This window comes from Streptomyces sp. NPDC052701, from assembly GCF_040678355.1.
GTDB lineage: Bacteria > Actinomycetota > Actinomycetes > Streptomycetales > Streptomycetaceae > Streptomyces.
The window spans coordinates 50,284-73,993 of record NZ_JBFATO010000014.1 but is presented as its reverse complement, the minus strand read 5'-3'; the positions used below and the strand labels follow the sequence as shown (position 1 = coordinate 73,993).

At 73.3% G+C, this 23,710-nt stretch carries 21 protein-coding genes; 9 read left to right on the top strand and 12 right to left on the bottom strand.

Annotated features, from left to right (window positions below):
* Nucleotides 1–163: 163 nt before the first annotated feature.
* From AB0L29_RS18020 to AB0L29_RS17975, 10 genes are read right to left on the bottom strand one after another with little or no spacing between them, the layout of a single operon-like run.
* Nucleotides 164–1,687 (bottom strand): NADH-quinone oxidoreductase subunit N, encoded by a 1,524-nt coding sequence (locus tag AB0L29_RS18020; protein WP_365828210.1) that lies wholly within the window; start codon nt 1,685–1,687, stop codon nt 164–166.
* Nucleotides 1,684–3,258, bottom strand: a complete 1,575-nt coding sequence (locus AB0L29_RS18015; protein WP_365828208.1) for an NADH-quinone oxidoreductase subunit M — start codon at nt 3,256–3,258, stop codon at nt 1,684–1,686. The genes AB0L29_RS18020 and AB0L29_RS18015 overlap by 4 nt, the downstream gene beginning before the upstream one ends.
* Before the next feature lie 6 nt (nt 3,259–3,264).
* Nucleotides 3,265–5,259: an NADH-quinone oxidoreductase subunit L gene (locus tag AB0L29_RS18010; RefSeq protein ID WP_365828206.1), complete on the bottom strand. Its 1,995-nt coding sequence runs from the start codon at nt 5,257–5,259 to the stop codon at nt 3,265–3,267.
* On the bottom strand, nt 5,256–5,645 hold the full coding sequence (gene nuoK / locus AB0L29_RS18005) for an NADH-quinone oxidoreductase subunit NuoK (RefSeq protein ID WP_365828204.1): 390 nt from the start codon (nt 5,643–5,645) through the stop codon (nt 5,256–5,258). The genes AB0L29_RS18010 and nuoK overlap by 4 nt, the downstream gene beginning before the upstream one ends.
* Nucleotides 5,645–6,286 carry an NADH-quinone oxidoreductase subunit J gene (locus AB0L29_RS18000; RefSeq protein WP_365828202.1) on the bottom strand — a complete coding sequence of 214 codons (642 nt, stop codon included), beginning with the start codon at nt 6,284–6,286 and terminating at the stop codon, nt 5,645–5,647. The genes nuoK and AB0L29_RS18000 overlap by 1 nt, the downstream gene beginning before the upstream one ends.
* Nucleotides 6,283–6,945: an NADH-quinone oxidoreductase subunit I gene (locus AB0L29_RS17995; protein ID WP_365828200.1), complete on the bottom strand. Its 663-nt coding sequence runs from the start codon at nt 6,943–6,945 to the stop codon at nt 6,283–6,285. Before AB0L29_RS17995 ends, AB0L29_RS18000 begins: the two co-directional genes overlap by 4 nt.
* A 2-nt stretch (nt 6,946–6,947) precedes the next feature.
* A complete protein-coding gene (locus AB0L29_RS17990) occupies nt 6,948–7,916 on the bottom strand; it encodes a complex I subunit 1 family protein (RefSeq protein ID WP_365828198.1) in 969 nt (322 codons plus the stop codon).
* Nucleotides 7,913–9,322 carry an NADH-quinone oxidoreductase subunit C gene (locus tag AB0L29_RS17985; RefSeq protein ID WP_365828196.1) on the bottom strand — a complete coding sequence of 470 codons (1,410 nt, stop codon included), beginning with the start codon at nt 9,320–9,322 and terminating at the stop codon, nt 7,913–7,915. The genes AB0L29_RS17990 and AB0L29_RS17985 overlap by 4 nt, the downstream gene beginning before the upstream one ends.
* Nucleotides 9,319–9,969, bottom strand: a complete 651-nt coding sequence (locus AB0L29_RS17980) for an NADH-quinone oxidoreductase subunit B family protein (RefSeq protein ID WP_365828194.1) — start codon at nt 9,967–9,969, stop codon at nt 9,319–9,321. Before AB0L29_RS17980 ends, AB0L29_RS17985 begins: the two co-directional genes overlap by 4 nt.
* Complete coding sequence (locus tag AB0L29_RS17975) at nt 9,960–10,367, bottom strand: NADH-quinone oxidoreductase subunit A (protein WP_365828192.1); 408 nt, start codon at nt 10,365–10,367, stop codon at nt 9,960–9,962. The genes AB0L29_RS17980 and AB0L29_RS17975 overlap by 10 nt, the downstream gene beginning before the upstream one ends.
* Nucleotides 10,368–10,573: 206 nt before the next feature.
* Here AB0L29_RS17975 and AB0L29_RS17970 point away from each other — a divergent pair, with 206 nt between their 5' ends.
* From AB0L29_RS17970 to AB0L29_RS17950, 5 genes are all read left to right on the top strand, one after another.
* A complete protein-coding gene (locus AB0L29_RS17970) occupies nt 10,574–11,968 on the top strand; it encodes a sensor domain-containing protein (RefSeq protein WP_365828190.1) in 1,395 nt (464 codons plus the stop codon).
* A 270-nt stretch (nt 11,969–12,238) separates the two neighbouring features.
* Nucleotides 12,239–13,612 (top strand): sensor domain-containing protein, encoded by a 1,374-nt coding sequence (locus AB0L29_RS17965; protein WP_365828188.1) that lies wholly within the window; start codon nt 12,239–12,241, stop codon nt 13,610–13,612.
* Nucleotides 13,613–13,832: 220 nt separating this feature from the next.
* Nucleotides 13,833–14,504, top strand: coding sequence for a response regulator transcription factor (locus AB0L29_RS17960; RefSeq protein WP_365828186.1), 672 nt, complete (start codon nt 13,833–13,835; stop codon nt 14,502–14,504).
* A 255-nt stretch (nt 14,505–14,759) separates the two neighbouring features.
* Nucleotides 14,760–16,697 (top strand): 2-oxoacid:acceptor oxidoreductase subunit alpha, encoded by a 1,938-nt coding sequence (locus tag AB0L29_RS17955; protein WP_365828184.1) that lies wholly within the window; start codon nt 14,760–14,762, stop codon nt 16,695–16,697.
* Entirely contained in the window at nt 16,690–17,769 is a 1,080-nt protein-coding gene (locus AB0L29_RS17950; protein ID WP_365828182.1) for a 2-oxoacid:ferredoxin oxidoreductase subunit beta, read from the top strand. The genes AB0L29_RS17955 and AB0L29_RS17950 overlap by 8 nt, the downstream gene beginning before the upstream one ends.
* A gap of 13 nt (nt 17,770–17,782) precedes the next feature.
* Here AB0L29_RS17950 and AB0L29_RS17945 read toward each other — a convergent pair whose 3' ends face one another.
* The gene (locus AB0L29_RS17945) at nt 17,783–18,184 is read right to left on the bottom strand and encodes a helix-turn-helix domain-containing protein (RefSeq protein ID WP_365828180.1); all 402 of its coding nucleotides are present in this window, start codon (nt 18,182–18,184) and stop codon (nt 17,783–17,785) included.
* Between the two features lie 92 nt (nt 18,185–18,276).
* Between AB0L29_RS17945 and AB0L29_RS17940 the strand changes: the two genes are divergently transcribed.
* From AB0L29_RS17940 to AB0L29_RS17925, 4 genes are all read left to right on the top strand, one after another.
* A complete protein-coding gene (locus tag AB0L29_RS17940; protein WP_365828178.1) occupies nt 18,277–19,131 on the top strand; it encodes an NAD(P)H-binding protein in 855 nt (284 codons plus the stop codon).
* A gap of 122 nt (nt 19,132–19,253) precedes the next feature.
* Nucleotides 19,254–20,273 carry an EamA family transporter RarD gene (gene rarD / locus AB0L29_RS17935; protein ID WP_365828176.1) on the top strand — a complete coding sequence of 340 codons (1,020 nt, stop codon included), beginning with the start codon at nt 19,254–19,256 and terminating at the stop codon, nt 20,271–20,273.
* 499 nt (nt 20,274–20,772) lie between these two features.
* On the top strand, nt 20,773–21,237 hold the full coding sequence (locus AB0L29_RS17930; protein ID WP_365828174.1) for a VOC family protein: 465 nt from the start codon (nt 20,773–20,775) through the stop codon (nt 21,235–21,237).
* A gap of 133 nt (nt 21,238–21,370) precedes the next feature.
* On the top strand, nt 21,371–22,318 hold the full coding sequence (locus tag AB0L29_RS17925; protein WP_365828172.1) for a M28 family metallopeptidase: 948 nt from the start codon (nt 21,371–21,373) through the stop codon (nt 22,316–22,318).
* A gap of 28 nt (nt 22,319–22,346) precedes the next feature.
* On the opposite strand, the gene AB0L29_RS17920 is transcribed toward AB0L29_RS17925, so the two are convergent.
* The gene (locus tag AB0L29_RS17920; RefSeq protein ID WP_365828170.1) at nt 22,347–23,696 is read right to left on the bottom strand and encodes a tetratricopeptide repeat protein; all 1,350 of its coding nucleotides are present in this window, start codon (nt 23,694–23,696) and stop codon (nt 22,347–22,349) included.
* Nucleotides 23,697–23,710: the final 14 nt, after the last annotated feature.

The window sequence follows — 23,710 nt, the reverse complement described above, 5'->3', positions numbered from 1 at the left end:
CACGTCCGGCGGACCCTCCCGTACTGGTCAACGCCGGGCGCAAGGGACTGGTTCCCCGGTGCGCGCGGCGGCGCGCACGGGCCGTCCGGGTGGCGGCCGGGGCATGCGGCACGCGCGCGTGGGGGTGGGTGCCCCGCGCGCACGTGCCGGAAGCGGCCGGTGGTCAGAAGAGCCCGGTGTCGGTGAAGCGCAGGACCAGCTGGGGCGCTCCCGACAGCACGATGCCCAGGACGCCGGTCACGGCGATCGCCGCGGTGAGGGGGGCGGGGACGCGGTGCCGTTCGGGCGTGCCCTCGGGGGCGCGGAAGAGCAGGGCCGTCCACTGCAGGTAGTAGAACAGCGCGATGACGACGTTGACCGCCATGACCACGGCGAGCCAGCCGAGGCCCGCGTCGACGGCCGCGGAGAAGACGGTGACCTTGGCGAAGAGGCCGATGACGCCCGGCGGCAGTCCGGCCAGGCAGAGCAGGAAGAAGGCCAGGAGCAGCGCGGTCAGGGGGCTGGCGGCGTACAGGCCGCGGTAGTCGGTGACGCGGTTGAGGGGGCGCGTGCGGCCCAGGAGGGCGGCCACCGCGAAGGCGCCGAGGTTCACGGCGCCGTACATCAGGGCGTAGGCGACGGTGGAGCCGACCGACCGCTCGGCGTCCCCGGAGCGGGCGGCGGCCGCGATGGGCACCAGCAGGTAGCCGGCCTGGCCGACGGAGGACCAGGCGAGCAGCCGTACCGCACTGTACGCGCGCGCGGCCTGCTGGCGCAGGGCGGCGACGTTGCCGACGGTCATGGTGAGCGCGGCCAGCACGGCCAGGGCCGGGCCCCAGACGTCGCCGTACGACGGGAGGGCGACGACCGTGACCAGGATCAGGCCGGTGAAGCCGACCGCCTTGCCGACGACCGACAGGTAGGCGGCGATGGGCAGGGGCGCGCCCACGTAGGTGTCGGGCACCCAGAAGTGGAAGGGCACGGCGGCCGTCTTGAAGGCGAAGCCGACGAGGGTGAGGACGACTCCGGTGTGGGCGAGCGTGGTGAGCTGCCCGTCGACGTCCTGGATGCGGTCGGCCACCCGGGTCAGGTAGAGGGTGCCCGTGGAGGCGTACACGAAGCTGATGCCCATGAGGCTGACCGCGGTGGCGGTGACCGAGGACAGGAAGAACTTCAGCGCGGCCTCGGAGGACCTCCGGTCGCCGTGCCGGAGGCCGACGAGCGCGAAGGCGGGCAGGGAGGCGACCTCCAGGGCGACGATCAGGGTCGCGAGGTCCCGGGAGGCGGGCAGCAGGGCGGCACCGGCCGCGGAGGACAGCAGCAGGAACCAGAACTCGCCCTCGGGCAGTCCCCCGCGCGCGTCCTTCAGCGCCGTGACGGACAGCAGGGCGGTGAGGAGGGCTCCGCCGAGGACCAGGAACTGGATGACGAGGGTGAAGCGGTCCGCGGTGTAGCTGCAGGTCCCGGGGTCGCCGGTCAGGCAGAAGGTGCTGCGGTCGCCGTCCAGGAGGGGCAGCAGCATGAGCGTGGAGCCGGCGAGGCCGGCCACCGACAGCCGGCCGAGCAGCGCCTTGCGGCCCTCGCCGACGAACAGGTCGGCGACGAGGACGACGAGTGCGGCGACGGCGGCGATGGTGGGCGGCGCGATGGCCGCCCAGTCGACGGACTGGACCGCCGAGCCGGCCAGGGGCTGGGCCAGGGAGCTCATCGGGTGCCTCCTGCGAGGAGCTGCTGCACGGCCGGGTCGGACAGGCCCAGCAGGATCTTGGGCCACAGACCCGCGACGACGGTGAGGACGACGAGCGGGGTCCAGGCGGCGAACTCGTAGCTGCGTACGTCGGTGAGCCGGGCGGCGTCCTGCGGCACGGCGCCCATGCAGACGCGGCGGACCACGACGAGCAGGTACCCGGCCGTCAGCAGCGTGCCGAAGGCGCCGATCGCCATGAAGGTGAGGAAGGCGGGGCGGCTGAGGCCGTCGGCGGGCCGGAACGCGCCGAACAGCGCCAGCATCTCGCCCCAGAATCCGGCCAGGCCCGGCAGGCCGAGCGAGGCGACCGCGCCGAAGGCGAGCAGGCCGCCCAGACGCGGGGCCCTGCCGTACAGGGCGGCGCCCGTCTCCTCGGCGAGGGTGTCGAGGTCGGTGGTGCCGGTGCGGTCCTTCAGGGCGCCGACCAGGAAGAAGAGCAGGCCGGTGATGAGGCCGTGGGCGATGTTGGCGAACAGCGCGCCGTTCACGCCGGTCGGGGTCATGGTCGCGATGCCGAGCAGGACGAAGCCCATGTGGCCGACGGAGGAGTAGGCGATGAGGCGCTTGAGGTCGCCCTTCGCCCCCGCCCTGGCGAGGGCCAGGCAGGCCAGGGATCCGTAGATGATCCCGACGACGGCGAAGGCGGCGAGGTAGGGGGCGAAGGTGCGGAAGCCGTCCGGCGCGACCGGGAGGAGGATCCGGACGAACCCGTACGTACCCATTTTCAGCAGGACGCCGGCCAGCAGGACCGAACCGACGGTCGGCGCGGCGGTGTGGGCGTCGGGCAACCAGCTGTGCAGCGGCCACATCGGTGTCTTCACCGCGAGCCCGAGCCCGATCGCCAGAACGGCGACGACCTGCACGGACGTGGTCAGCGACCGGCCGTTGTCAGTGGCGAGTGCCACCATGTCGAACGTGCCCGCCTCGATTCCGATCAGGAGCAGGCCGAGCAGCATGACCACGGAGCCGAGCAGCGTGTAGAGGATGAACCGCCACGCGGCCTGGCTCCGCCCCTCGCCGCCCCAGCGGGCGATGAGGAAGTACATGGGGATCAGGACCATCTCGAAGGCGAGGAAGAACAGCAGCAGGTCGAGGACGGCGAAGGTGGCGAGGGTGCCGGACTCCAGGACGAGCAGCAGGGCGACGAAGGCCTTCGGGGTGGGGCCCGCGGGCGTCTTGAAGTACGAGTAGAGCGCGCTCAGGAAGGTCAGCAGCGCGGTCAGGACCACGAGGGGGAGGGAGATGCCGTCGATGCCGAGGTGGATGCGCACGTCGAGTGCGGGGATCCAGCTGATGTCGGTCGTGGCCTGCATCCTCGACGGCCGGCCGTGGTCGAAGCCGAGCGCGAGGGCGATCGCCGCGACGAGGACGGCGCCGGTGACGGTGACGCCGTGCCGCAGCACGGCCTGCTCGGGCGACTTCCCCTTCAGCCCGGGCGGGGCCGGCAGGAGAGCGGCGGCGGCACCGAGGAGCGGGCCGACGACGACGAATGCCAGAAGGAACTGCATCACGGACTCGTTGATATCGATCACGCCTGCTCACGCTCCCGTGGCGACGAGGACGGCGGCGACCGCGAGGACGACGGTGCCGGCGAGCAGCGCGCTCACATAGGTCTGCACATTGCCGGTCTGGGTGCGTCGTACGGCGGCCCCCAGCCAGCGGGGCAGCGTACCCGCGCCCCGTACGTAGGCCTCGACGACCTCGCGGTCCAGGAACCGGACGAGACTCGCGCCGGCCTGGACCGGGCGGACGAGGAGAGCCGCGTACACGGCGTCCAGGCGGAAGCCGAGGGCCGCGTGGCGGTGCAGCGGGCCCAGCAGCAGCCGCCCGGGGTCGGACGGGTCGGGTGCGGCGGCCACCGTGCCGTAGGCGGGCTTGTGGCCGGCGATGGCCTCGGCCTCGACCTGGGCGGCGCCGCCCTCCGGGTGCGCCGCCACCGCGCCCAGCGGGACGCGGGCCGCGAGCGCCGTGGTGTGCCGCCAGGCCGCGTAGGTCACGATGCCGCCGGCCAGGGCCACGCCCGTGCCGAGCACGGAGGTGGTGAGCGTCGGGGCCAGGCCGCGGCCGTCGAACCAGTCGGGCAGCACGCGGAACGCGAACCCGCCGAGCGCGAGGGACGGCACCGCGAGCACCCACAGCACGACGGTCATGGTCAGCGGCTGCCTGCCGTGGTCGGGGGCTTCGGCGCCCTGCCCGCGGAAGGCCAGCAGCCACAGGCGCGTCGCGTAGGCGGCGGTGAGCAGGGCCGTGAGCAGGGCGGAGAGGAGGACGGTCCAGCCCGCGGCGGACGGCGCGTGGCCGGTGTGCCCGGTGACGGTGTGCTCGGCGGCGCCGAGGACGGCCTCCTTGGAGAAGAAGCCGCTGAACGGCGGGATCGCGGCGAGCGCGAGGAGCGCCACGGTCATCGTCCAGTAGGCGTCGGGGACCCGGTCGCGCAGGTTGCGCATGCGGGACATGGCGGCCAGGGAGTTGGTGCCGGCGGCGTGGATGATCACGCCGGCCGCGAGGAACAGCAGCGCCTTGAAGGCGCCGTGGGACAGGAGGTGGAAGACGGCGGCACCGCGGTCGCCGACGGCGAGCGCGCCGGTCATGTACCCGAGCTGGCCGATCGTCGAGTAGGCGAGGACGCGCTTGATGTCGTCCTGGGCGAGCGCGGCCAGCGCCGAGCCGACCATCGTGACGGCGGCCATGACGGCCAGGACGACCATCGCGGCCCGCGAGGCCTCGAAGAGCGGGAGGAGACGGGCGACGAAGTAGACGCCGGCGGCGACCATCGTCGCGGCGTGGATCAGCGCGGAGACCGGCGTCGGGCCCGCCATGGCGTCGGGGAGCCAGGTGTGCAGCGGGAACTGCGCCGACTTGCCGGCCACGCCGGCCAGGAGCAGCAGGGCGATCAGGGTCGGGTGGTCGATCGCGCCGCTCGCGACGGCGCCGAGGACGCGGGTGATCCGGAAGGACCCGGCGTCGGCGGCGAGGGCGAACAGGCCGATGAGGAAGGGGACGTCGCCGAGCTTGGTGACCAGGAAGGCCTTGAGGGAGGCGGCGCGGGCCTCCGGGGTCTCCCAGTAGTGGCCGACCAGGAAGTAGGAGCAGATGCCCATGACCTCCCAGCCGACCAGCAGCACCATCAGGTCGCCCGAGTAGACGACCAGGAACATCGCGGAGGTGAACAGGGAGACGAGAGCGGCGTACGAGGGGTAGCGCGGGTCGTCGCGCAGGTAGCCCGTCGAGTAGATCTGCACGCAGGAGGCGACGAAGCCGACCAGGACGGCGACGAGGGCGGCGAAGCCGTCGATGTGCAGGGCGAGGTCGACCGGGACCGAGCCGGTGGGCGTGAGCTCGGTGGCGGCGTCCACGGGCCGGCCGCCGCCCTGGCGCACCGCGACCAGCGCGGCGAGCACCAGGGACGCGAGCGTCGGCAGGACGGCGAGCGGGCGGACGAACCCGGGGGCCGTGCGGCCCAGGAGCAGGCCGGCGGCGGCGCCGAGGAACGGAAGGAGGGGGACGAGGACGGCGAGGGTGGTCGTGGTCACGCGGTGGCCTCAGCCTTCTCGGTCTCTCCGGTCGTGCGGGTGTCACCGTCGGGGCCGTCGGTCTCGTGGCCCTCGGCGGTGTCGCGGAGCTTGTCGATGTCCGAAGTCCCGCGGTTGCGGTGGACGGCGAGGACGATGGCCAGCCCGATGCCGATCTCGGCGGCGGCGATGGCGATGGTGAACAGGGTCAGGGCCTGGCCGGAGTGCAGGGTCTCCTCGGCGGCCTTGCTGAGCCAGACGTCGAAGGCGACCAGGTTCAGGTTGACGGCGTTGAGCATCAGCTCGACCGACATCAGGACCAGGATCGCGTTGCGGCGGGCGAGGACGCCGTACAGGCCCGTGCAGAACAGGAGGGCGGAGAGCACGGCGGGATAGACGAGGTGCATCAGCGGGCCCCTTCCTTCCCGCCCCGGATGCCCGGGGCGCCGTCGGACCGGGTGGCCGCCTCCGCCTTCGCCTTGCGGGACAGGACGATCGCGCCGACCAGGGCGGCGAGGAGGAGGACGGAGAGGGCCTCGAAGGGGAGGACCCAGTTCTGGAAGAGGCTCTCACCGGTGACCTTCGTGGACCCGGCGGCGGGCCCGTCCAGGTCGATCCAGGTGGTGCGGAAGGCGTCGACGACGACCCAGACCAGGGCCGCGGCGGCGGCGACGGCCACGGTGAGGGCGGCCCAGCGGTTGCCGGAGTCGGCGTCCGGGGAGCGGCCGATGGGAGCCCTGGTGAGCATCAGACCGAACAGGAGGAGGACGACGACGGAACCGACGTAGATGAGGACCTGCACCCAGGCGATGAACTCGGCGGTGAGCAGGAGGTACTCGACGGCCAGGCCGCCCAGGGTCACCACCAGCCACAGGGCGGCGTGCACCAGCTGCCGGGTGGTGACGGTGACGAGCGCGGCGCCGAAGGTGACCAGGCCGACCAGGAGGAAGGCGATCTCGACGCCGGTCGGGGAGAGGAAGCCGTGGGCTTCGGCGGCGGTGGCCGTGGTGTCCGCCGTGAGCCGGGCGGCGGTCGCTGCGAGGGTCATTCCCGGCCCTCCTGCCGCGGCTGGTCCGACTGCTGCCGGGAGTCGCCGTGCGGGCGGGTGGGGCCTTCGGCGGCGCGGGCCTGCTCGTCGGCGTGCGGTTCGGTGCCGGAGGGCACCGCCGTGGCCTCGGCCTGCTGCTGGGCCGCCAGTTTCTCGGCGGTCTTGCGGGCGGCGGCGAGTTCCTTCGGTTCCTCCGCGCCGGGATCGAGGGCCGGCGGGGCCGGAACGGTCCACATCCACTCGCGGAGCTTGTCCCGCTCGTGGGTGAGGTCGCGGATGTCGGTCTCGGCGTACTCGAACTCCGGCGACCAGAACAGCGCGTCGAAAGGACAGACCTCGATGCAGATACCGCAGTACATGCACAGGGAGAAGTCGATGGCGAAGCGGTCCAGGACGTTGCGGCTGCGTTCGCGGCCGCCGGGGGTCGCCGCCGGAATCGTCTCCTTGTGGGAGTCGATGTAGATGCACCAGTCCGGGCACTCGCGGGCGCAGAGCATGCAGACCGTGCAGTTCTCCTCGAACAGGCCGATCACGCCGCGGGTGCGGGGCGGGAGGTCGGGCTGGACGTCCGGGTACTGCTCGGTGACGGTCTTCTTCGTCATCGTGCGGAGGGTGACGGCCAGGCCCTTGGCCAGGCCGCTGCCGGGAATGGGGGCCATGGTTACTGGATCACCACCTTCACGATGCCGGTGAGGGCGATCTGGGCGAGGGAGAGGGGGACGAGGAGGGTCCAGGAGAGCTTCTGGAGCTGGTCCTCACGCAGCCGCGGGTAGGTGACGCGCAGCCAGATCACGACGAAGGCGAGCACGGCCGTCTTCAGCAGGGTCCACACCCAGCCGAGGCCGTCGGCGCCCCAGGGGCCGTGCCAGCCGCCCAGGAAGAGGACGGTGGTCAGACCGCACAGGACGACGATTCCGGCGTACTCGGCGAGGAGGAACAGGGCGAAGCGCAGGCCGGTGTACTCGGTGTACGCGCCGAAGATGATCTCCGAGTCGGCGACGGGCATGTCGAAGGGCGGGCGCTGGAGTTCCGCCAGCCCCGCCACGAAGAAGACGATCGCGCCGACGATCTGCCAGGGCAGCCACCACCACTCGAAGGCGTCGAGGATGCCGGTCAGGGAGACCGTGCCGGCCGCCATCGCGACGGAGGCGGCGGTGAGCAGCATGGGCAGTTCGTAGGCCAGCAGCTGGGCGGCCGTGCGCAGGCCGCCGAGGAGGGAGAACTTGTTGGCGGAGGCCCAGCCGGCCATGAGCGAGCCGAGGACGCCGACGCCCATGACCGCCAGGACGAAGAAGACGCCCGCGTCCAGGACCTGGCCGACGGCGCCCTCGCCCGGCCCGATCGGGATGGCGAGCAGCACGAGCAGGTACGGCAGGAGGGCGACGGCCGGCGCGAGCTGGAAGATACGGCGGTCCGCGCCCGCCGGGACGACGTCCTCCTTCTGCGCGAACTTCACACCGTCGGCGATGAGCTGGGCCCAGCCGTGGAAACCGCCGGCGTACATCGGGCCGAGGCGGCCCTGCATGTGCGCCATGACCTTGTGCTCGGTCTGGCCGATGATCAGGGGGAGGGTGAGGAAGACGACGAAGACGACCAGGAGTCGCAGGGTGACGTCGAGCGCGTCGTTCACCGCGGACCTCCTGCGGGCTTCTCGGGGTCGTCTGGGCTGTCTGGGTCGTCTGGGCTGTCTGGGTGTGCCGGCTCTCCGGAGTCCGGTGTGTCTGGAGAGTCCGGTGCGTTTTCGGAGTCCGCCGCGCTCCCGGAGCCTCCCGTGGTTCCGGAGCCTCCCGTGGTTCCGGAGCCTTCCGTGTTTCCGGAGCCTCCCGTGGTTCCGGGGTCCTCCGGGTTGTCGCGGTCTTCCGGGCTGCCCGGCTCGGGGGACGGCCCGGCCGGAGACGTCGGCGTGGGCTCCGTCCCGGAAGACGCCTGGTCGTCCCGCGTCGAAGCGGCTCCGGCCGAGGGCCGGGGTTCCGGCAACGGGGCCGCCTCGGGCGACGGCAGGGGTTCCGGTTCGTCGAAGGCCGGGCGGGCGTGGTGCCAGGGGGCGTCCGGGCTGCGCGGGGCCGCGGGGGCCTGCCCGGCACGGTCCTGAGGGCGTGCGGTCGCGGCGTCGCCGTCCGTGGCCGGCGCGGATTCCGTGCCGGCCGGTGCGTCGGACCCCGCGCGCTGCGACGCCGAGCCCTCGCTCGCGCTGCGCGCACGCCGCGGGGTGGCCGCCGGGGCCGCGGGCGCGGGCGTGGGGGCGCCGGTCGTCGTCTCCGGTCCGGTGGCCGTCTGGCTGGCCGAGCCCTCGGCCGCCGTACGCGTGCGACGCGGCGCGGCCGCCGGCGCCCCCGGCTCCGGCGACGGTCCCGCCTGGCTCGCCGAGCCGGCCGCCGCGGTACGCGTACGGCGTACGGGGCGGTCGCCCGCCGCGCGGCCCGCGGCACGGGCCGGGCGGGCCGGGGCGGGGGGCAGCTGGCCCTTGAGGGGGCCCCACTCGTTCGGGTCGGGGACGCCCGGGGGGAGCATCTGGCGGCGCTTGGGGCCGCCGTGCGCGGCACCTGCCGCAGGCTCCCCCGGTTCCTTCGCGCCGGGCCACGCCTTGGCGACCCGGGCCGCCAGGACGAAGTCCTTGCGCAGGGGGTGGCCTTCGAAGTTCTCCGGGAGGAGGAGGTGCTCCAGCCCGGGGTGCCCCTCGAAGACGACGCCGAACATCTCGTGGGTCTCGCGTTCGTGCCAGGCCGCGCCCGCGTAGACGTCGACCGCGCTGGCGAGCGCCGGCGACTCGTGCGCGACGGTCGTGCGCAGCAGCAGCCGGCGCACCGGCGCCAGGGCCGCGACGTGCGCCGCGACGCGGAAGCCCGTGCCCGGTTCGTCGACCGCGCTCAGCCAGTCGAAATAGGTGCAGCCCAGCCGGTCGCGGGCGGTCCGCAGGGCGTCGGTCCAGGTCGCCGGGGGGACGTCGACGGTCAGGACGTCGTAGGACTCCTCGGCCGTGGCCTCCGTGCCGAACAGTTCCGCCACGTCGGCGGGCAGCCAGCCGACCGCGGTCATCGGCCCTCCCCCGAATCCGGAGCCGGACCCGAACCCGGAGCCGAGGCCGAACCCGAAGCCGGACCAGGGGCCGGGGGCGGCTGCACCAGGCCGCTCTGCAGTGCCGCCGCCGACGGGCGCGCCGGGCCGGAGCCGTAGCGCTCGCCCAGCGACTCGCGCGCGATCTTCTCCTGGAGCTTGAGGATGCCCTGGAGCAGCGCCTCGGGGCGGGGCGGGCAGCCGGGGACGTAGACGTCCACCGGGATGATCTGGTCGACGCCCTTCGTCACCGAGTACGAGTCCCAGTAGGGGCCGCCGCAGTTGCTGCACGCGCCGAAGGAGATGACGTACTTCGGCTCGGGCATCTGCTCGTAGAGGCGTTTCACGGCGGGCGCCATCTTGTCCGTCACCGTGCCCGAGACCACCATCAGGTCGGCCTGGCGCGGGCCCGGCGCGAAGGGGATCACGCCGAGGCGGATGAAGTCGTGGCGGGCCATCGACGCGGCGATGAACTCGATCGCGCAGCAGGCGAGGCCGAAGTTGAAGACCCAGAGCGAGTAGCGGCGGCCCCAGTTCAGGACCACCTTCATCGGCTCGGGGGCCAGGCGGGCGAGCGCGCCCAGCCGCTTGGGCTCGGGGAGCGACACGGGGGTGGGGGTCACGTCCATGCCAGGACGCCCTTCTTGTATGCGTAGAGCAGGCCCACGGCCAGGAAGCCGAGGAAGACGAACATCTCCACGAGGGTCGTCGCGCCGTAGGCGGGGTCGGCGAAGACGGTGGCCCAGGGGAACAGGAAGATCGAGTCGACGGCGAAGATCACGTACAGGAACGCGTAGACGTAGTAGCGGACCTGGGTGTGCGCCCAGCCCTCGCCGACGGGGTCGACGCCGCACTCGTACGTCAGGAGCTTCTCGGGTGTGGGGACCACCGGCCGCAGCAGACGTCCGGCCCCGAAAGCCACGGCGACGAAGAGCACGCCGACGACGGCGAGCAGTCCGACGGCCGAGTAGGACTGGAAGTAGTCCGCCGCGACGACGGTCGATTCGACGACGGTCGGTTCCGGCACGTCCGTCCCTCGCTCCCTTGGTCTGCGCTTGCGTGACCCTTGTGAACACCGCTGTTCGACGATCTGTACGCACGGGAGTCTAGGCCCTGATAAAGGCACGGTAAGCAGACCGTCACCGCGCTGCACGCGGGGGTGGGGTTTACCCCCGTGGATCGTGGCGGTTCACCTCATGGCGCGGTTGCCCGCCACCGGGCACGCTAACGCATATGACCGAACGCTTTCCGTCCGCGGGTACGACGGCGCCCTCGCCGGACGCCCCCATGGCGGCCTCCGCGACGGCCGCCACGACGGCCCCCGCGACGGCCTTGACGACCGTCTCGACGGCGGCCTCCACGGCGGCCCGGGCGACGACCCCGGCGGCCCAGGCGGCCCCGGCGAAGATCCCGGCGGCCCCGGCGGCGGCCCTGACGACGGCCGGGGACGACGACCGTCCGCCGCCGCCCCGCTTCGCCTACGACCGGCACACCTGGAAGGAGATCGTCCACCTTCTGGCGAACCTTCCGGTGTCGCTGCTGGGGTTCACGTACGTCGTGACGGTGCTGTTCACCAGTTTCTGGCTGACCGTCACCGTCGTCGGGTTCCCGCTGCTCGCGGCCGGGCTGATGGGCGCGCGGCAGCTGGGAAGGGTGGAGCGGGCGCGGGCCAGGGCACTGCTCGGGGTGCGGGTGGACGAGCCGAGCCGGCTGCCGCTGCGCGGGGCCGGCGGGTTCTTCCAGCAGCTGTGGATGTCCCTGAAGGACCCGGTCGGCTGGCGCACGGTCCTGTACGAGTGCATACGGCTGCCCTGGGGTGTCGTCACCTTCACCGTCACGCTGACCTCGCTGTTCGTGCTGTGGCCGGTCCTGCCGTTCATCGCGCGGGGCCTGGCCAACGCGGACCGGGCGATGGTGCGGGGGCTGCTGTCGCCCTCCGACGAACTGGAGCGGCGGATCGCGGAGCTGGAGTCCGACCGGGGGGTCGTGGTCGACACGGCCGCCGCCGACCTGCGGCGCATCGAGCGCGACCTGCACGACGGAGCCCAGGCCCGCCTGGTCAACCTGGCCATGGGGCTGGGCCTGGCCAAGGAGAAGCTCCTGGAGGACCCGGACGCGGCGGCGGCGATGGTCGAGGAGGCGCACGGCGAGGTGAAGCTGGCGCTGCAGGAGCTGCGGGACCTGGCCCGGGGCATCCACCCCGCCGTCCTGACCGACCGCGGCCTGGACGCGGCGCTGTCCTCGGTCGCCTCGCGCTGCACGGTGCCGGTGAAGGTGACGGTCGACCTCCCGGCGCGGCCGGCCGCGGCCATCGAGGGCATCGCCTACTTCACCGTCTCGGAGCTGCTGCAGAACATCAGCAAGCACAGCGGGGCGAAGTCGGCCTCGGTGGACGTGTGGCGGACGGACGACCGGCTGCTCGTACAGGTGCGGGACGACGGGCGCGGGGGCGCGCGCCTCGACGGCGGTACGGGCATGAAGGGCCTCGCCGACCGGCTGGACGCCGTCGACGGCCTGTTCGTCCTCGATTCCCCCCAGGGTGGCCCCACGACGGTCACGGCGGAACTGCCGTGGCGCGACCGCACGGACCCGGACGGGTCCGGCGGCAGCGGCCGCGGGGAGCACTGACCCGGGGCCGGTTCGTGGGGCTGCCGGGCCGTGCCCGGCAGCCGCCTCACGCGGGGCGCCTGCCGGGATCCGTCCCGCGCGAGGCGCCCCGCGGCGTGCGCCCCGGGGGCCGCTCCGGGGGCCGCCCCGGGGACGGGGAACGTCTCCGGCCGGAGGTGGGGAAAACCCCCCGTCCGAGAGGCCGACGGACTCCATGGTCCGGCGCCCCGCGGCGGAGCAGGGTGGAGGTACGGCAGGACAGCCGCCGGGACGAGGAGAAGGACGACGCCGATGGCCACGGAGTACGGACAGGGATACGGGCTCGACGACCGGCCCGGGCACCCCCGGGGAGGCGGGGCACGCCGCCACCGGCTGCCGGTCGCGCTGCGGGCGCCGGTCGAGGGGCGCACCTGGCGGGAACTCGGCCATGTGCTGCTGAGCCTGCCGATCGGCATCGCGCTGTTCACCTACGCCGTCACGACGGTGTCGCTGGGGGCGGGCCTGCTGGTGACCTTCCTCGGCATCCCGGTGCTGGCGGCGGCGCTCGCCGGGTGCCGCGGCTTCGGGGCGCTGGAGCGGCTGCGGGCGCGGGCGCTGCTGGGCCTGGAGGTGGCCGCCCCGGAGCCGCTGCGCGTGCAGCGGCGGGGCGTGATGGCGTGGATGGGGGCCCTCCTGAAGAGCGGCACCTCCTGGCGGGCCCTGCTGTACGCGCTGCTGCTCCTGCCGTGGGCGACGTTCTCCTTCGTGGTGGCGGTGACCGTCTGGACGCTCGGCTGGGCGCTGCTGACGTATCCGCTGTGGTTCTGGGTGTTCCCGGCGTACGCCGGTCAGGGCGGCATGCAGCTGTACGGCGACGAGCAGCACCGGATCTATCTCGACAACCCCTTCGAGATCACGGTGACCGCGCTGGTGGGACTGCTGTTCACGATCGCCGCGCCGTGGATCGTGCGGGCGCTGACGACGGTCGACCGGCTGCTGGTGCACGGGCTGCTCGGGCCGTCGCGGCTGGCCACGCGGGTGGTGGAGCTGGAGTCCGACCGGGGGGTCGTGGTCGACACGGCCGCCGCCGACCTGCGGCGCATCGAGCGCGACCTGCACGACGGGGCGCAGGCCCGCCTGGTCAACCTGGCCATGGGGCTGGGCCTGGCCAAGGAGAAGCTCCTGGAGGACCCGCAGGCGGCGGCGCAGATGGTGGACGAGGCGCACGGCGAGGTGAAGACGGCGCTGCAGGAGCTGCGGGACCTGGCCCGGGGCATCCACCCCGCCGTCCTGACCGACCGCGGGCTGGACGCGGCGCTGTCGGCGGTGGCGTCGCGGTGCGCGGTGCAGGTGCGGGTGGAGGTGGACCTCGCGGAGCGGCCGGCTCCGGCGATCGAGGGGATCGCCTACTTCACGGTGTCGGAACTGCTGCAGAACATCAGCAAGCACGCGCGGGCCACCTGGGCGGCCGTCGAGGTGTGGCGGGTGGAGAACCGGCTGATGCTGCAGGTCGTGGACAACGGCGTGGGCGGGGCGGACGTCTCCAAGGGGTCCGGCCTGGCGGGACTGGCGGAGCGGCTCGACGCGGTGGACGGGATCCTCGTGGTCGACTCGCCTCCCGGTGGGCCCACGCGGATCACGGCGGAGCTGCCGTGGCGCGAGGAGCGGGTGCGGCAGGTTCGGTGAGCGCCGGCCGGGACACGGGGCGCCCTGCCCGGCACTCCACCCGGCCACCCGGCATCCGCCCCCATGTCCCCCGGCTCCCCTCCCTCGCATCCCCTGTCTCCCCGATCGCCTCCCCCGAGACCCCCCTGATTCCCGTGGCCCGGCCGCATCCGCCCCCGGATGCTGGAATGCTGGACCCGTCGTACGGGCGGGCGGGCGTGGAGACGGGGGAACGAGGACCGTGGAGGACAGGGTGCGGGTGGTCATCGCCGAGGATTCCGTGCTGTTGAGGGAGGGCCTGACGCGGCTGCTGACCGACCGCGGGCACGAGGTCGTCGCCGGGGTGGGCGACGGCGGGGCGCTGATCAAGACCATCACCGAGCTGGACGCGCAGGGCGAGCTGCCGGACGTGGTGGTGGCCGATGTGCGGATGCCGCCGACGCACACCGACGAAGGGGTCCGGGCCGCGGTGCAACTGCGCAAGGCGCACCCCGGGCTCGGTGTGCTGGTGCTCTCGCAGTACGTGGAGGAGCGCTACGCCACGGAACTGCTGGCGGGCTCCAGCCGCGGTGTCGGCTATCTGCTCAAGGACCGGGTGGCCGAGGTGCGGGAGTTCGTGGACGCGGTGGTGCGGGTGGCCCGGGGCGGTACGGCCCTGGACCCGGAGGTGGTCGCGCAGCTGCTCGGGCGCAGCCGCAAGCAGGACGTGCTCGCGGGGCTCACCCCCAGGGAGCGGGAGGTCCTGGGGCTCATGGCGGAGGGGCGGACGAACTCGGCGATCGCCAGGCAGCTCGTGGTGAGCGACGGAGCCGTCGAGAAGCACGTCAGCAACATCTTCCTGAAGCTCGGGCTCTCCCCGAGCGAGGGCGACCACCGGCGGGTGCTGGCCGTGCTCACCTACCTGAACTCCTGACCCGTGCGCCCGTGCGGCCGCACGGGCGGTCCGGCGGCCGCCGGACCGCGAACCACGGGACGAACGGGAGCGTCTTCGGGACAAGCGCCCGGAGGGCCGGACATCATGGCAGTCCAGGACGACGGGCCGTCTCAGGATCACGTCCATCTTGTGGATGGCCCCAGGAAGGCGACCCTTACGGACGTAGGGTTGATTTTGGGAAGGCCTGCGGGAGGGCCTAGTCCCGGACAGCCGCCTCGAGGGAGGTCCAGTTCAGTGACCAGCCAGGTCAGTAGCCCAGCGGAGCAGGCCGACGGAGCGGACGGAACCGTCGTGGGAGCGCAGCGCGAGCCGGCGGGGACGAAGGACGTCCGCCGGTTGGACCGGGTGATCATCAGGTTCGCGGGGGACTCGGGTGACGGTATGCAGCTCACCGGTGACCGTTTCACCTCCGAGACCGCGTCGTTCGGCAACGACCTGTCGACGCTGCCGAACTTCCCGGCCGAGATCCGGGCGCCCGCCGGCACCCTGCCGGGCGTGTCGTCGTTCCAGCTGCACTTCGCCGACCACGACATCCTCACCCCCGGTGACGCGCCGAACGTGCTGGTGGCGATGAACCCGGCCGCGTTGAAGGCGAACATCGGCGACCTGCCGCGCGGCGCGGAGGTGATCGTCAACACGGACGAGTTCACCAAGCGGGCGCTGCAGAAGGTCGGGTACGAAACGAGTCCGCTGGAGGACGGGTCCCTCGACGGCTACCAGGTGCACCCGGTGCCGCTGACCACGCTGACGGTGGAGGCGCTCAAGGAGTTCGACCTCAGCCGCAAGGAGGCCGAGCGCAGCAAGAACATGTTCGCGCTCGGGCTGCTGAGCTGGATGTACCACCGGCCGACCGAGGGCACGGAGAAGTTCCTGCGGACCAAGTTCGCCAGGAAGCCGGACATCGCCGCCGCGAACATCGCCGCGTTCCGCGCGGGCTGGAACTTCGGTGAGACGACGGAGGACTTCGCGGTCTCCTACGAGGTCGCCCCGGCCGCCACGGCGTTCCCGCCGGGCCTGTACCGCAACATCTCCGGCAACCTGGCCCTGTCCTACGGGCTGATCGCGGCCTCCCGGCAGGCGGACCTGCCGCTGTTCCTGGGCTCGTACCCGATCACCCCGGCCAGCGACATCCTGCACGAGCTGAGCCGGCACAAGAACTTCGGGGTGCGCACCTTCCAGGCCGAGGACGAGATCGCCGGCATCGGCGCGGCGCTCGGCGCGGCCTTCGGCGGTTCGCTGGCGGTGACGACGACGAGCGGGCCGGGCGTGGCGCTGAAGTCCGAGACGATCGGTCTGGCCGTCTCGCTGGAGCTGCCGCTGCTGATCGTGGACATCCAGCGCGGCGGCCCGTCCACCGGTCTGCCCACCAAGACCGAGCAGGCGGACCTGCTGCAGGCGATGTACGGCCGCAACGGCGAGGCGCCGGTCCCGGTGGTGGCGCCCCGCACCCCGGCGGACTGCTTCGACGCCGCGCTGGAGGCCGCGCGGATCGCGCTGACCTACCGGACCCCGGTGTTCCTGCTGTCCGACGGCTACCTGGCCAACGGCTCCGAGCCCTGGCGGATCCCGGAGCCGGACGAACTGCCCGACCTCAGGGTGCAGTTCGCGCAGGGCCCCAACCACACCCTGGACGACGGCACCGAGGTGTTCTGGCCGTACAAGCGCGACGAGCGGACGCTGGCCCGCCCGTGGGCGATCCCGGGCACGCCGGGCCTGGAGCACCGCATCGGCGGCATCGAGAAGCAGGACGGCACGGGCAACATCTCCTACGACCCGGCCAACCACGACTTCATGGTCCGCACCCGGCAGGCGAAGGTCGACGGCATCGACGTCCCGGACCTGGAGGTCGACGACCCGCACGGCGCGCGGACCCTGGTGCTGGGCTGGGGTTCGACGTACGGGCCGATCACGGCCGCGGTGCGGCGGCTGCGCGCGGCCGGGGAGGCGATCGCGCAGGCGCACCTGCGGCACCTCAACCCCTTCCCGCGCAATCTCGGCACGGTGCTGCGGGGTTACGACAAGGTGGTGGTCCCCGAGATGAACCTCGGGCAGCTCGCCACCCTCATCCGGGCGAAGTACCTGGTCGACGCCCACTCGTACAACCAGGTCAACGGTATGCCGTTCAAGGCGGAGCAGCTCGCCACGGCGCTCAAGGAGGCCATCGATGGCTGAGACGTCCACGGAAGGCACGGGCACGATCGAGGCGCTTTCCCTCGTCCCGAAGGCCGCGGGACGGCAGTCGATGAAGGACTTCAAGTCCGATCAGGAGGTGCGCTGGTGCCCCGGCTGCGGCGACTACGCGATCCTCGCCGCCGTGCAGGGCTTCATGCCCGAGCTGGGCCTGGCCAGGGAGAACATCGTCTTCGTCTCCGGCATCGGCTGCTCGTCCCGGTTCCCGTACTACATGAACACCTACGGGATGCACTCCATCCACGGCCGCGCGCCGGCCATCGCCACGGGTCTGGCGGCCTCCCGCCGCGACCTGTCGGTGTGGGTCGTCACCGGTGACGGCGACGCGCTGTCCATCGGCGGCAACCACCTCATCCACGCCCTGCGCCGCAACGTCAACCTCAAGATCCTGCTGTTCAACAACCGGATCTACGGCCTGACCAAGGGCCAGTACTCCCCGACCTCCGAGGTCGGCAAGATCACCAAGTCGACGCCGATGGGCTCGCTGGACGCGCCCTTCAACCCGGTGTCGCTGGCGATCGGCGCGGAGGCGTCCTTCGTGGCGCGCACGATCGACTCCGACCGCAAGCACCTGACCGAGGTGCTGCGGCAGGCCGCCGCCCACCCGGGGACGGCCCTGGTGGAGATCTACCAGAACTGCAACATCTTCAACGACGGCGCCTTCGACGCCCTGAAGGACAAGCAGCGGGCCGAGGAGGCCGTGATCCGGCTGGAGCACGGGCGGCCCGTCCGCTTCGGCGCCGGTCTGTCGAAGGGCGTCGTACGGGACCAGCTGACCGGCGACCTGAGGGTGGTCGCGGTGACGCCGGAGAACGAGGACCGGATCCTGGTGCACGACGCGCACTCCGTGTCGCCGACCACGGCCTTCGCCCTGTCCCGGCTCGCCGACCCGGACACCCTGCACCACACGCCGATCGGCGTGTTCCGCTCCGTCGAGCGGCCCGTCTACGACACGCAGATGGCCGACCAGCTCGACACCGCGATCGAGCGGCACGGCAAGGGCGACCTCACCGCGCTGCTGGCCGGCGGGGACACCTGGACCGTGGTCGGCTGACGCCGCCGGAGGTTCACGAGGCCCGGGCCCGCGCCGCCCGGGCCTCGTCGTACGCGGCGCGCGCCCGCTGCACGTCGGCCATCCGCCGCTGGGTCCACAGCGCCAGCCCCCGCACCTGCTCCGCCGCCTCGCGCCCCAGCCCGGTGAGGGAGTAGTCGACGCGCGGAGGGATCACGGGCCTGGCGTCGCGGTGGACCAGGCCGTCGCGCTCCAGCGTCTGGAGGGTCTGGGTGAGCATCTTCTCGCTGACGCTCCTGCCCTGGCCGTTGATCTCACGCCGCAGCTCGCTGAAGCGGTGGGGGCGCTCCAGGAGGGCGATCAGCACCAGGACGCCCCAGCGGCTGGTGACGTGTTCGAGCACCAGCCGGTGCGGGCACATGGTCTCGCCGTCGCCGCCCCTATCACTTACCGTCATGCCAGTACCTTACTTCTAAGTGGGTACTTTCACATAGTTAGCGCTCCTCCTAGGGTTAGTGCAAGACGCACCCCACAAGGAGAGTTCCGATCATGAGCATCGTCGTCACGGGAGCCACCGGACACCTCGGCCGTCACGTCGTGGAGCAGCTGCTGGAGAAGGTCCCGGCCGAGCGGATCACCGCCGTCGTCCGCACCCCGCAGAAGGCCGCCGGCCTCGCGGCCCGGGGAGTGCGGATCGCGGTCGCCGACTACAACGACCCCGAGACGTTCGGCGGCCTGTTCTCGGCGGGCGACAAGGTGCTGCTGATCTCCGGCAACGAGTTCGACAAGGGCCGTGTCCGGCAGCACCGGACGGTCATCGAGGCCGCGCGGGCCGCCGGTGCCGCCCTGCTCGCCTACACCAGCGCCCCCGGCAGCCTGAGCGCCGCGCTCGCCGACGACCACCGCGGCACCGAGGAGGCGCTGCTGGCCTCCGGTGTGCCGTACGTGCTGCTGCGCAACGGCTGGTACCACGAGAACTACACCGAGAACCTCGCCCCGGTGCTGGAGCACGGCGCCGTCGTCGCCGCCGCGGGCGAGGGCCGGGTCTCCTCCGCCTCCCGCGCCGACTACGCCGCCGCGGCCGTCGCCGTGCTCACCGGCGAGGGGCACGAGAACAGGACCTACGAGCTGGGCGGCGACGAGGCGTGGAGCTTCGCCGAGTACGCGGCCGAGCTGAGCCGGCAGACCGGCAGGGAGATCACCTACAACGCGGTCACGCCCGAGGCGCTCACCGGCATCCTGGCCGGCGCCGGCCTGCCCGAGCCGCTGGCCGCGGTCCTCGCCGGGGTGGACGCCTGCATAGAGAAGGGCGAGCTGGTCGTCTCCACGGGCGACCTGTCCCGGCTGATCGGCCGCCCGACCACGCCGATCTCGCAGGCCGTCACCGCCGCGCTCAAGGGCTGACTCCCCCGCCGGACCGTGCGGGCACCGCCCCCGCCTGTCATGACCGTATGGCGATACGGACATGACAGGCGGGGGTTTCCGGCGTTACCTTCTTCCGGAGCAGCGCGTGAGGAGGAGGGCCCATGACCGGGAAGCCGAGGGGCGAGCGGCACATAGGACTGCTGAACGGCTTCGCGGCCTACGGGATGTGGGGGCTCGTCCCCCTGTTCTGGCCGCTGCTGAAGCCCGCGGGAGCGGTGGAGATCCTGGCCCACCGGATGGTGTGGTCGCTGGCCTTCGTCGCCGTCGCGCTGCTCGTCGTACGGCGCTGGGCCTGGCTGGGCGAGCTGCTGCGGCAGCCGCGCAAGCTGGGGCTCGTCACCGTCGCCGCGGCCGTCATCACCGTCAACTGGGGCGTCTACATCTGGGCGGTGAACGCCGGGCACGTCGTCGAGTCCTCGCTCGGCTACTTCATCAACCCGCTGGTCACCATCGCGATGGGCGTGCTGCTGCTGAAGGAGCGGCTGCGGCCGGTGCAGTGGGCGGCGGTCGGGATCGGCTGCGCGGCCGTCCTGGTGCTGACCGTCGGTTACGGCCGGCCGCCGTGGATCTCGCTCTGCCTGGCCTTCTCCTTCGCCACGTACGGGCTGGTGAAGAAGAAGGTGAACCTCGGCGGCGTGGAGTCGCTGGCCGCCGAGACCGCGATCCAGTTCCTGCCCGCGCTCGGCTACCTGCTGTGGCTCGGCGCGCAGGGCGGGGCCACCTTCACGGAACAGGGGCCGGGACACGCGGCGCTGCTCGCCGCCACCGGCGTCGTCACCGCGCTGCCGCTGGTGTGCTTCGGCGCGGCCGCGATCCGCGTGCCCCTGTCCACGCTGGGCCTGCTGCAGTACCTGGCGCCGGTCTTCCAGTTCCTGCTCGGCGTCGTCTACTTCGGCGAGGCCATGCCGCCCGAGCGCTGGGCCGGCTTCGCGCTGGTGTGGCTGGCGCTGGTCCTGCTCACCTGGGACGCGCTGCGCGCCGCGCGCCGGGCCGCCCGCACGCTCGCCACCGGGATCGGCGTGCCCAGGACCGCCATGGCGACGGGCACCGTGAGCGCCGCGCGGAAGACGCAGAGCGTCCCCTGCGGGCCGGAGCCGGATCCGGCCGACGCCAGGCCGTAGACGGCGGTCACCGCCCGGGCGCCGAGCGCGGAGCCGGACCGGCCCGCCGTGTCCGGCGGTCCGCCCGCCGGACCCTGCTCCGGCGCGGCGGCCCCGGTCGTCGCCGCGATCGCCGCCGGCCCGCGGGCCGGCGGCGAAGGCCGCCCCGGCCGGGAACGGCGTCGGCGGCATCGGGGCGTACGGCCGGTCCGTGCCGGCCGGCGGTGAGCGGGAAGAGCGTGTCGCGGACGGCGCGGACCCGCTCCGGCTCCTCCCGCGTGACGGTGACGTCCACTCCCGCCGGCAGCCGGCTGCGTCCGTCCCGGGCCACCAGGTCGGCGGGTTCGCGCAACACCTCGAAGTGCGCGAAGTCGCCCGGGCCCCCCGTCGCCGCCAGCTCCAGGCACGGGCTCCGGGGCCGAAGCGGAAGGGCTTCCCCTCGTACGAGGTTAGGGTCGGCCGGGGGGCGCCCCGGCATTTCCGTTGTCCGCTCGGTCAGGTGACCACTATGAATGGTCACATGACCGAGACACCCGCACCCCTGCACTGGAAACTCGTCGTCGATGCCGGCGATCCGCACGCGCAGGCCGACTTCTGGGCCGCCGCGCTGCGCTACGAGATCGAGGACAACAGCGCGCTCATCGAGGAGCTGCTCGGCCTCGGCACCGTACCGGCCGCCCTCACCGTCGAGTTCCACGGCCGGCTCGCCTGGCGGGACCTGATCGCCGTACGGCATCCCGACGATCCGGTCGACGCACGGAGCGGCGCCGGGCTGGGGCGGCGGCTTCTCTTCCAGCGCGTGCCGGAGGCCAAGACGGTCAAGAACCGGCTCCACATCGACCTGCACGCGGCCGGGGGCCGGCGCGAGGACGAGGTGGCACGGCTGGAGGGGCTGGGGGCGAGCGTGCTGCGGCGGGTGAAGGAGCCGGGCGGGGAGTGGACCGTGATGGCGGATCCGGAGGGGAACGAGTTCTGCGTCCAGTAAGGAGCGCGAAGTCCGTGACCTGTTAAGGACCTTGACGGAGAGTCAGCAACAGCTTCACCATCCAGGGACCCCATTCACTGTGGACTCCCCGTGGCGATCCCACGGGGTCTCCCCTGGAAGTCGGAGCTCCCCCATGAAGCTCTCCGTCTCCGCACGCGCGACGGCGGCCGGTGCCGTCGCCGCAGCCCTGCTGGTCACCGGCGGGTCCGTGGCCGGCGCCGCGCCCGCTCCCCGGGGCGCGGCCGCGGCGCCCGACATACCCGTGGCGAACGTCAAGGCCCATCTGACGCAGTTGCAGTCCATCGCCACCGCCAACGGCGGCAACCGCGCGCACGGCCGGGCCGGTTACCGGGCCTCGCTCGACTACCTGAAGGCCAGACTGGACGCGGCCGGATACACCACCACGGTCCAGCAGTTCACCGCCTCCGGCCGCACCGGCTACAACCTGATCGCCGACTGGCCCGGCGGCGACACCGGCCAGGTCGTGATGGCGGGCTCGCACCTCGACAGCGTCTCCTCCGGGCCCGGCATCAACGACAACGGCTCCGGCTCGGCCGCCGTCCTGGAGACCGCGCTGGCCGTGGCGCGGGCGCAGTACAAGCCCGCCAAGCACCTGCGGTTCGCCTGGTGGGGCGCGGAGGAACTGGGGCTGGTCGGCTCCCGCCACTACGTCAACGGCCTCTCCTCGGCGGACCGTTCGCGGATCAGCGGTTACCTGAACTTCGACATGATCGGCTCACCCAACCCCGGTTACTTCGTCTACGACGACGACCCGGCCATCGAGAAGACCTTCAAGGACTACTTCACCGGCATCGGCGTGCCCACGGAGATCGAGACCGAGGGCGACGGCCGCTCCGACCACGCGCCGTTCAAGAGCGCGGGCGTGCCGGTCGGCGGCCTCTTCACCGGCGCGAGCCGGACCAAGACCGCCGCGCAGGCCGCGAAGTGGGGCGGTACGGCGGGCCAGGCCTTCGACCGCTGCTACCACTCCTCCTGCGACACGACCGCCAACATCAACGACACGGCGCTGAACCGCAACAGCGACGCCCTCGCGCACGCGGTGTGGGAGCTGTCGCAGTAGCTCCCGCTCCCGGGGAACGGCCCCGGGGCTAACCCCGGGCGCGGGCGGTGAGGCGGTCCATGCGGGCCCGGGCGGACTCCAGCTGCCCGGCGTCGGCGGCGGCCGGGCCGCCCTCGGCGGCGAGCTCGCTCCACAGGCCGATGAGCTCGCCGCCCAGCTCCAGCCCCAGCAGCGGCTCGCGCACCGCGCGCCAGGCGGTGGCCGCGCTGTGCACGTTGCCGTACGCGGCCTCCGCGTCGCCCGCGCGGCGGTGGATGCCGGCCAGCTCCAGGGAGAGCCGGAGGGCGCGCACCGGGTCGCCCGCCAAGTAGGCGATGTAGGCGTCCAGTTCGCGGAGCCGGAGCACCTCGGGGTGCTCCGGCCCCAGGGTGTGCGACGCCTGCCTCACGGTCCGCTCCGCGAGTGCCGCGGCCGTCTCGATCCGCCCGTCCCTCACCGCCTCGTTGATCCGTGCGACCGGCTCCGCCAGGAGGGCGGGCGCCTCCCCGGGCCCGGTGCGGGGTCCGTCGTCGAGCACGGCCTCGGCCACGGCGTCGAAGCCGCGCGCCGGGGCCGGGTCGGGGTCGGGGTCGAGGGCGGCGGGCCCGCGGTCCAGGGCCGGGGAGGCGCCCGCCCTCCTGGCGGATGCGGGTCCGGTCCGCGGTTGCGGTCGCCGGGGCTGTGCGGGGCCGGGGGACTTCCCGTCCGCGGCCGGTGCCGGGGTGTCCGTCGGCACCGGCGCCTCCATGGCCGGCGGCGGGCCGAACCGTCCCGTCGGCGGCAGGACCGTCCCGGGGGGCGTGGCGCGGGGCGGCTCCGGGACGGCCCGCGGCTCGGACGGCGGTACGGGCTCGGCGGGCGCCCGGGGCCCGGGCGCGGTCCGCGGGGGGAACGCCGGCACGGCGTCCCGCACCGGTTCCGGCGCCGGGCGCGGGAGGCGGGTGGGCTCCTCCCGCGGGGGCCGGGCGGGCTCCGGCGCGGAGCCCGGGGCCGCCGCCGCCGGCGGCGGCGCGGGAGCCGGTGCCGCGGGCGCCGGCGGGACACCTCCCGTCCCGGCGGGCGCCGCGTCCGAGGGCGGCCCGGTGCGGACCGGCTCGGCCGTGCAGTGGCTGGAGCCGTCCGGATCGACCCGGAGCGGGACGACGTAGCCGATGCGGTCGTCGTGGACCGTGGCGTGGACGGGCCGGCCGCAGGCGAGGGCCATGCGGTGGAGGCGGTCCAGGACGGCCCGCTGGATCTCCTCGCCCGGCTCCGCGGCCACCGGGACGCCGCCGACCGACGCCCCGCCCGCACCCGGTCCGGCCCCGGGGACCCTGACCTCGATCGGCGCCGCCGCAGGGGCCGCCGCGTGCGCGGCCTGCTTCCGTTCCCGCTTCTTCCCGCGGCTGAGTCGAGCCATCGTCCCCTCATTCG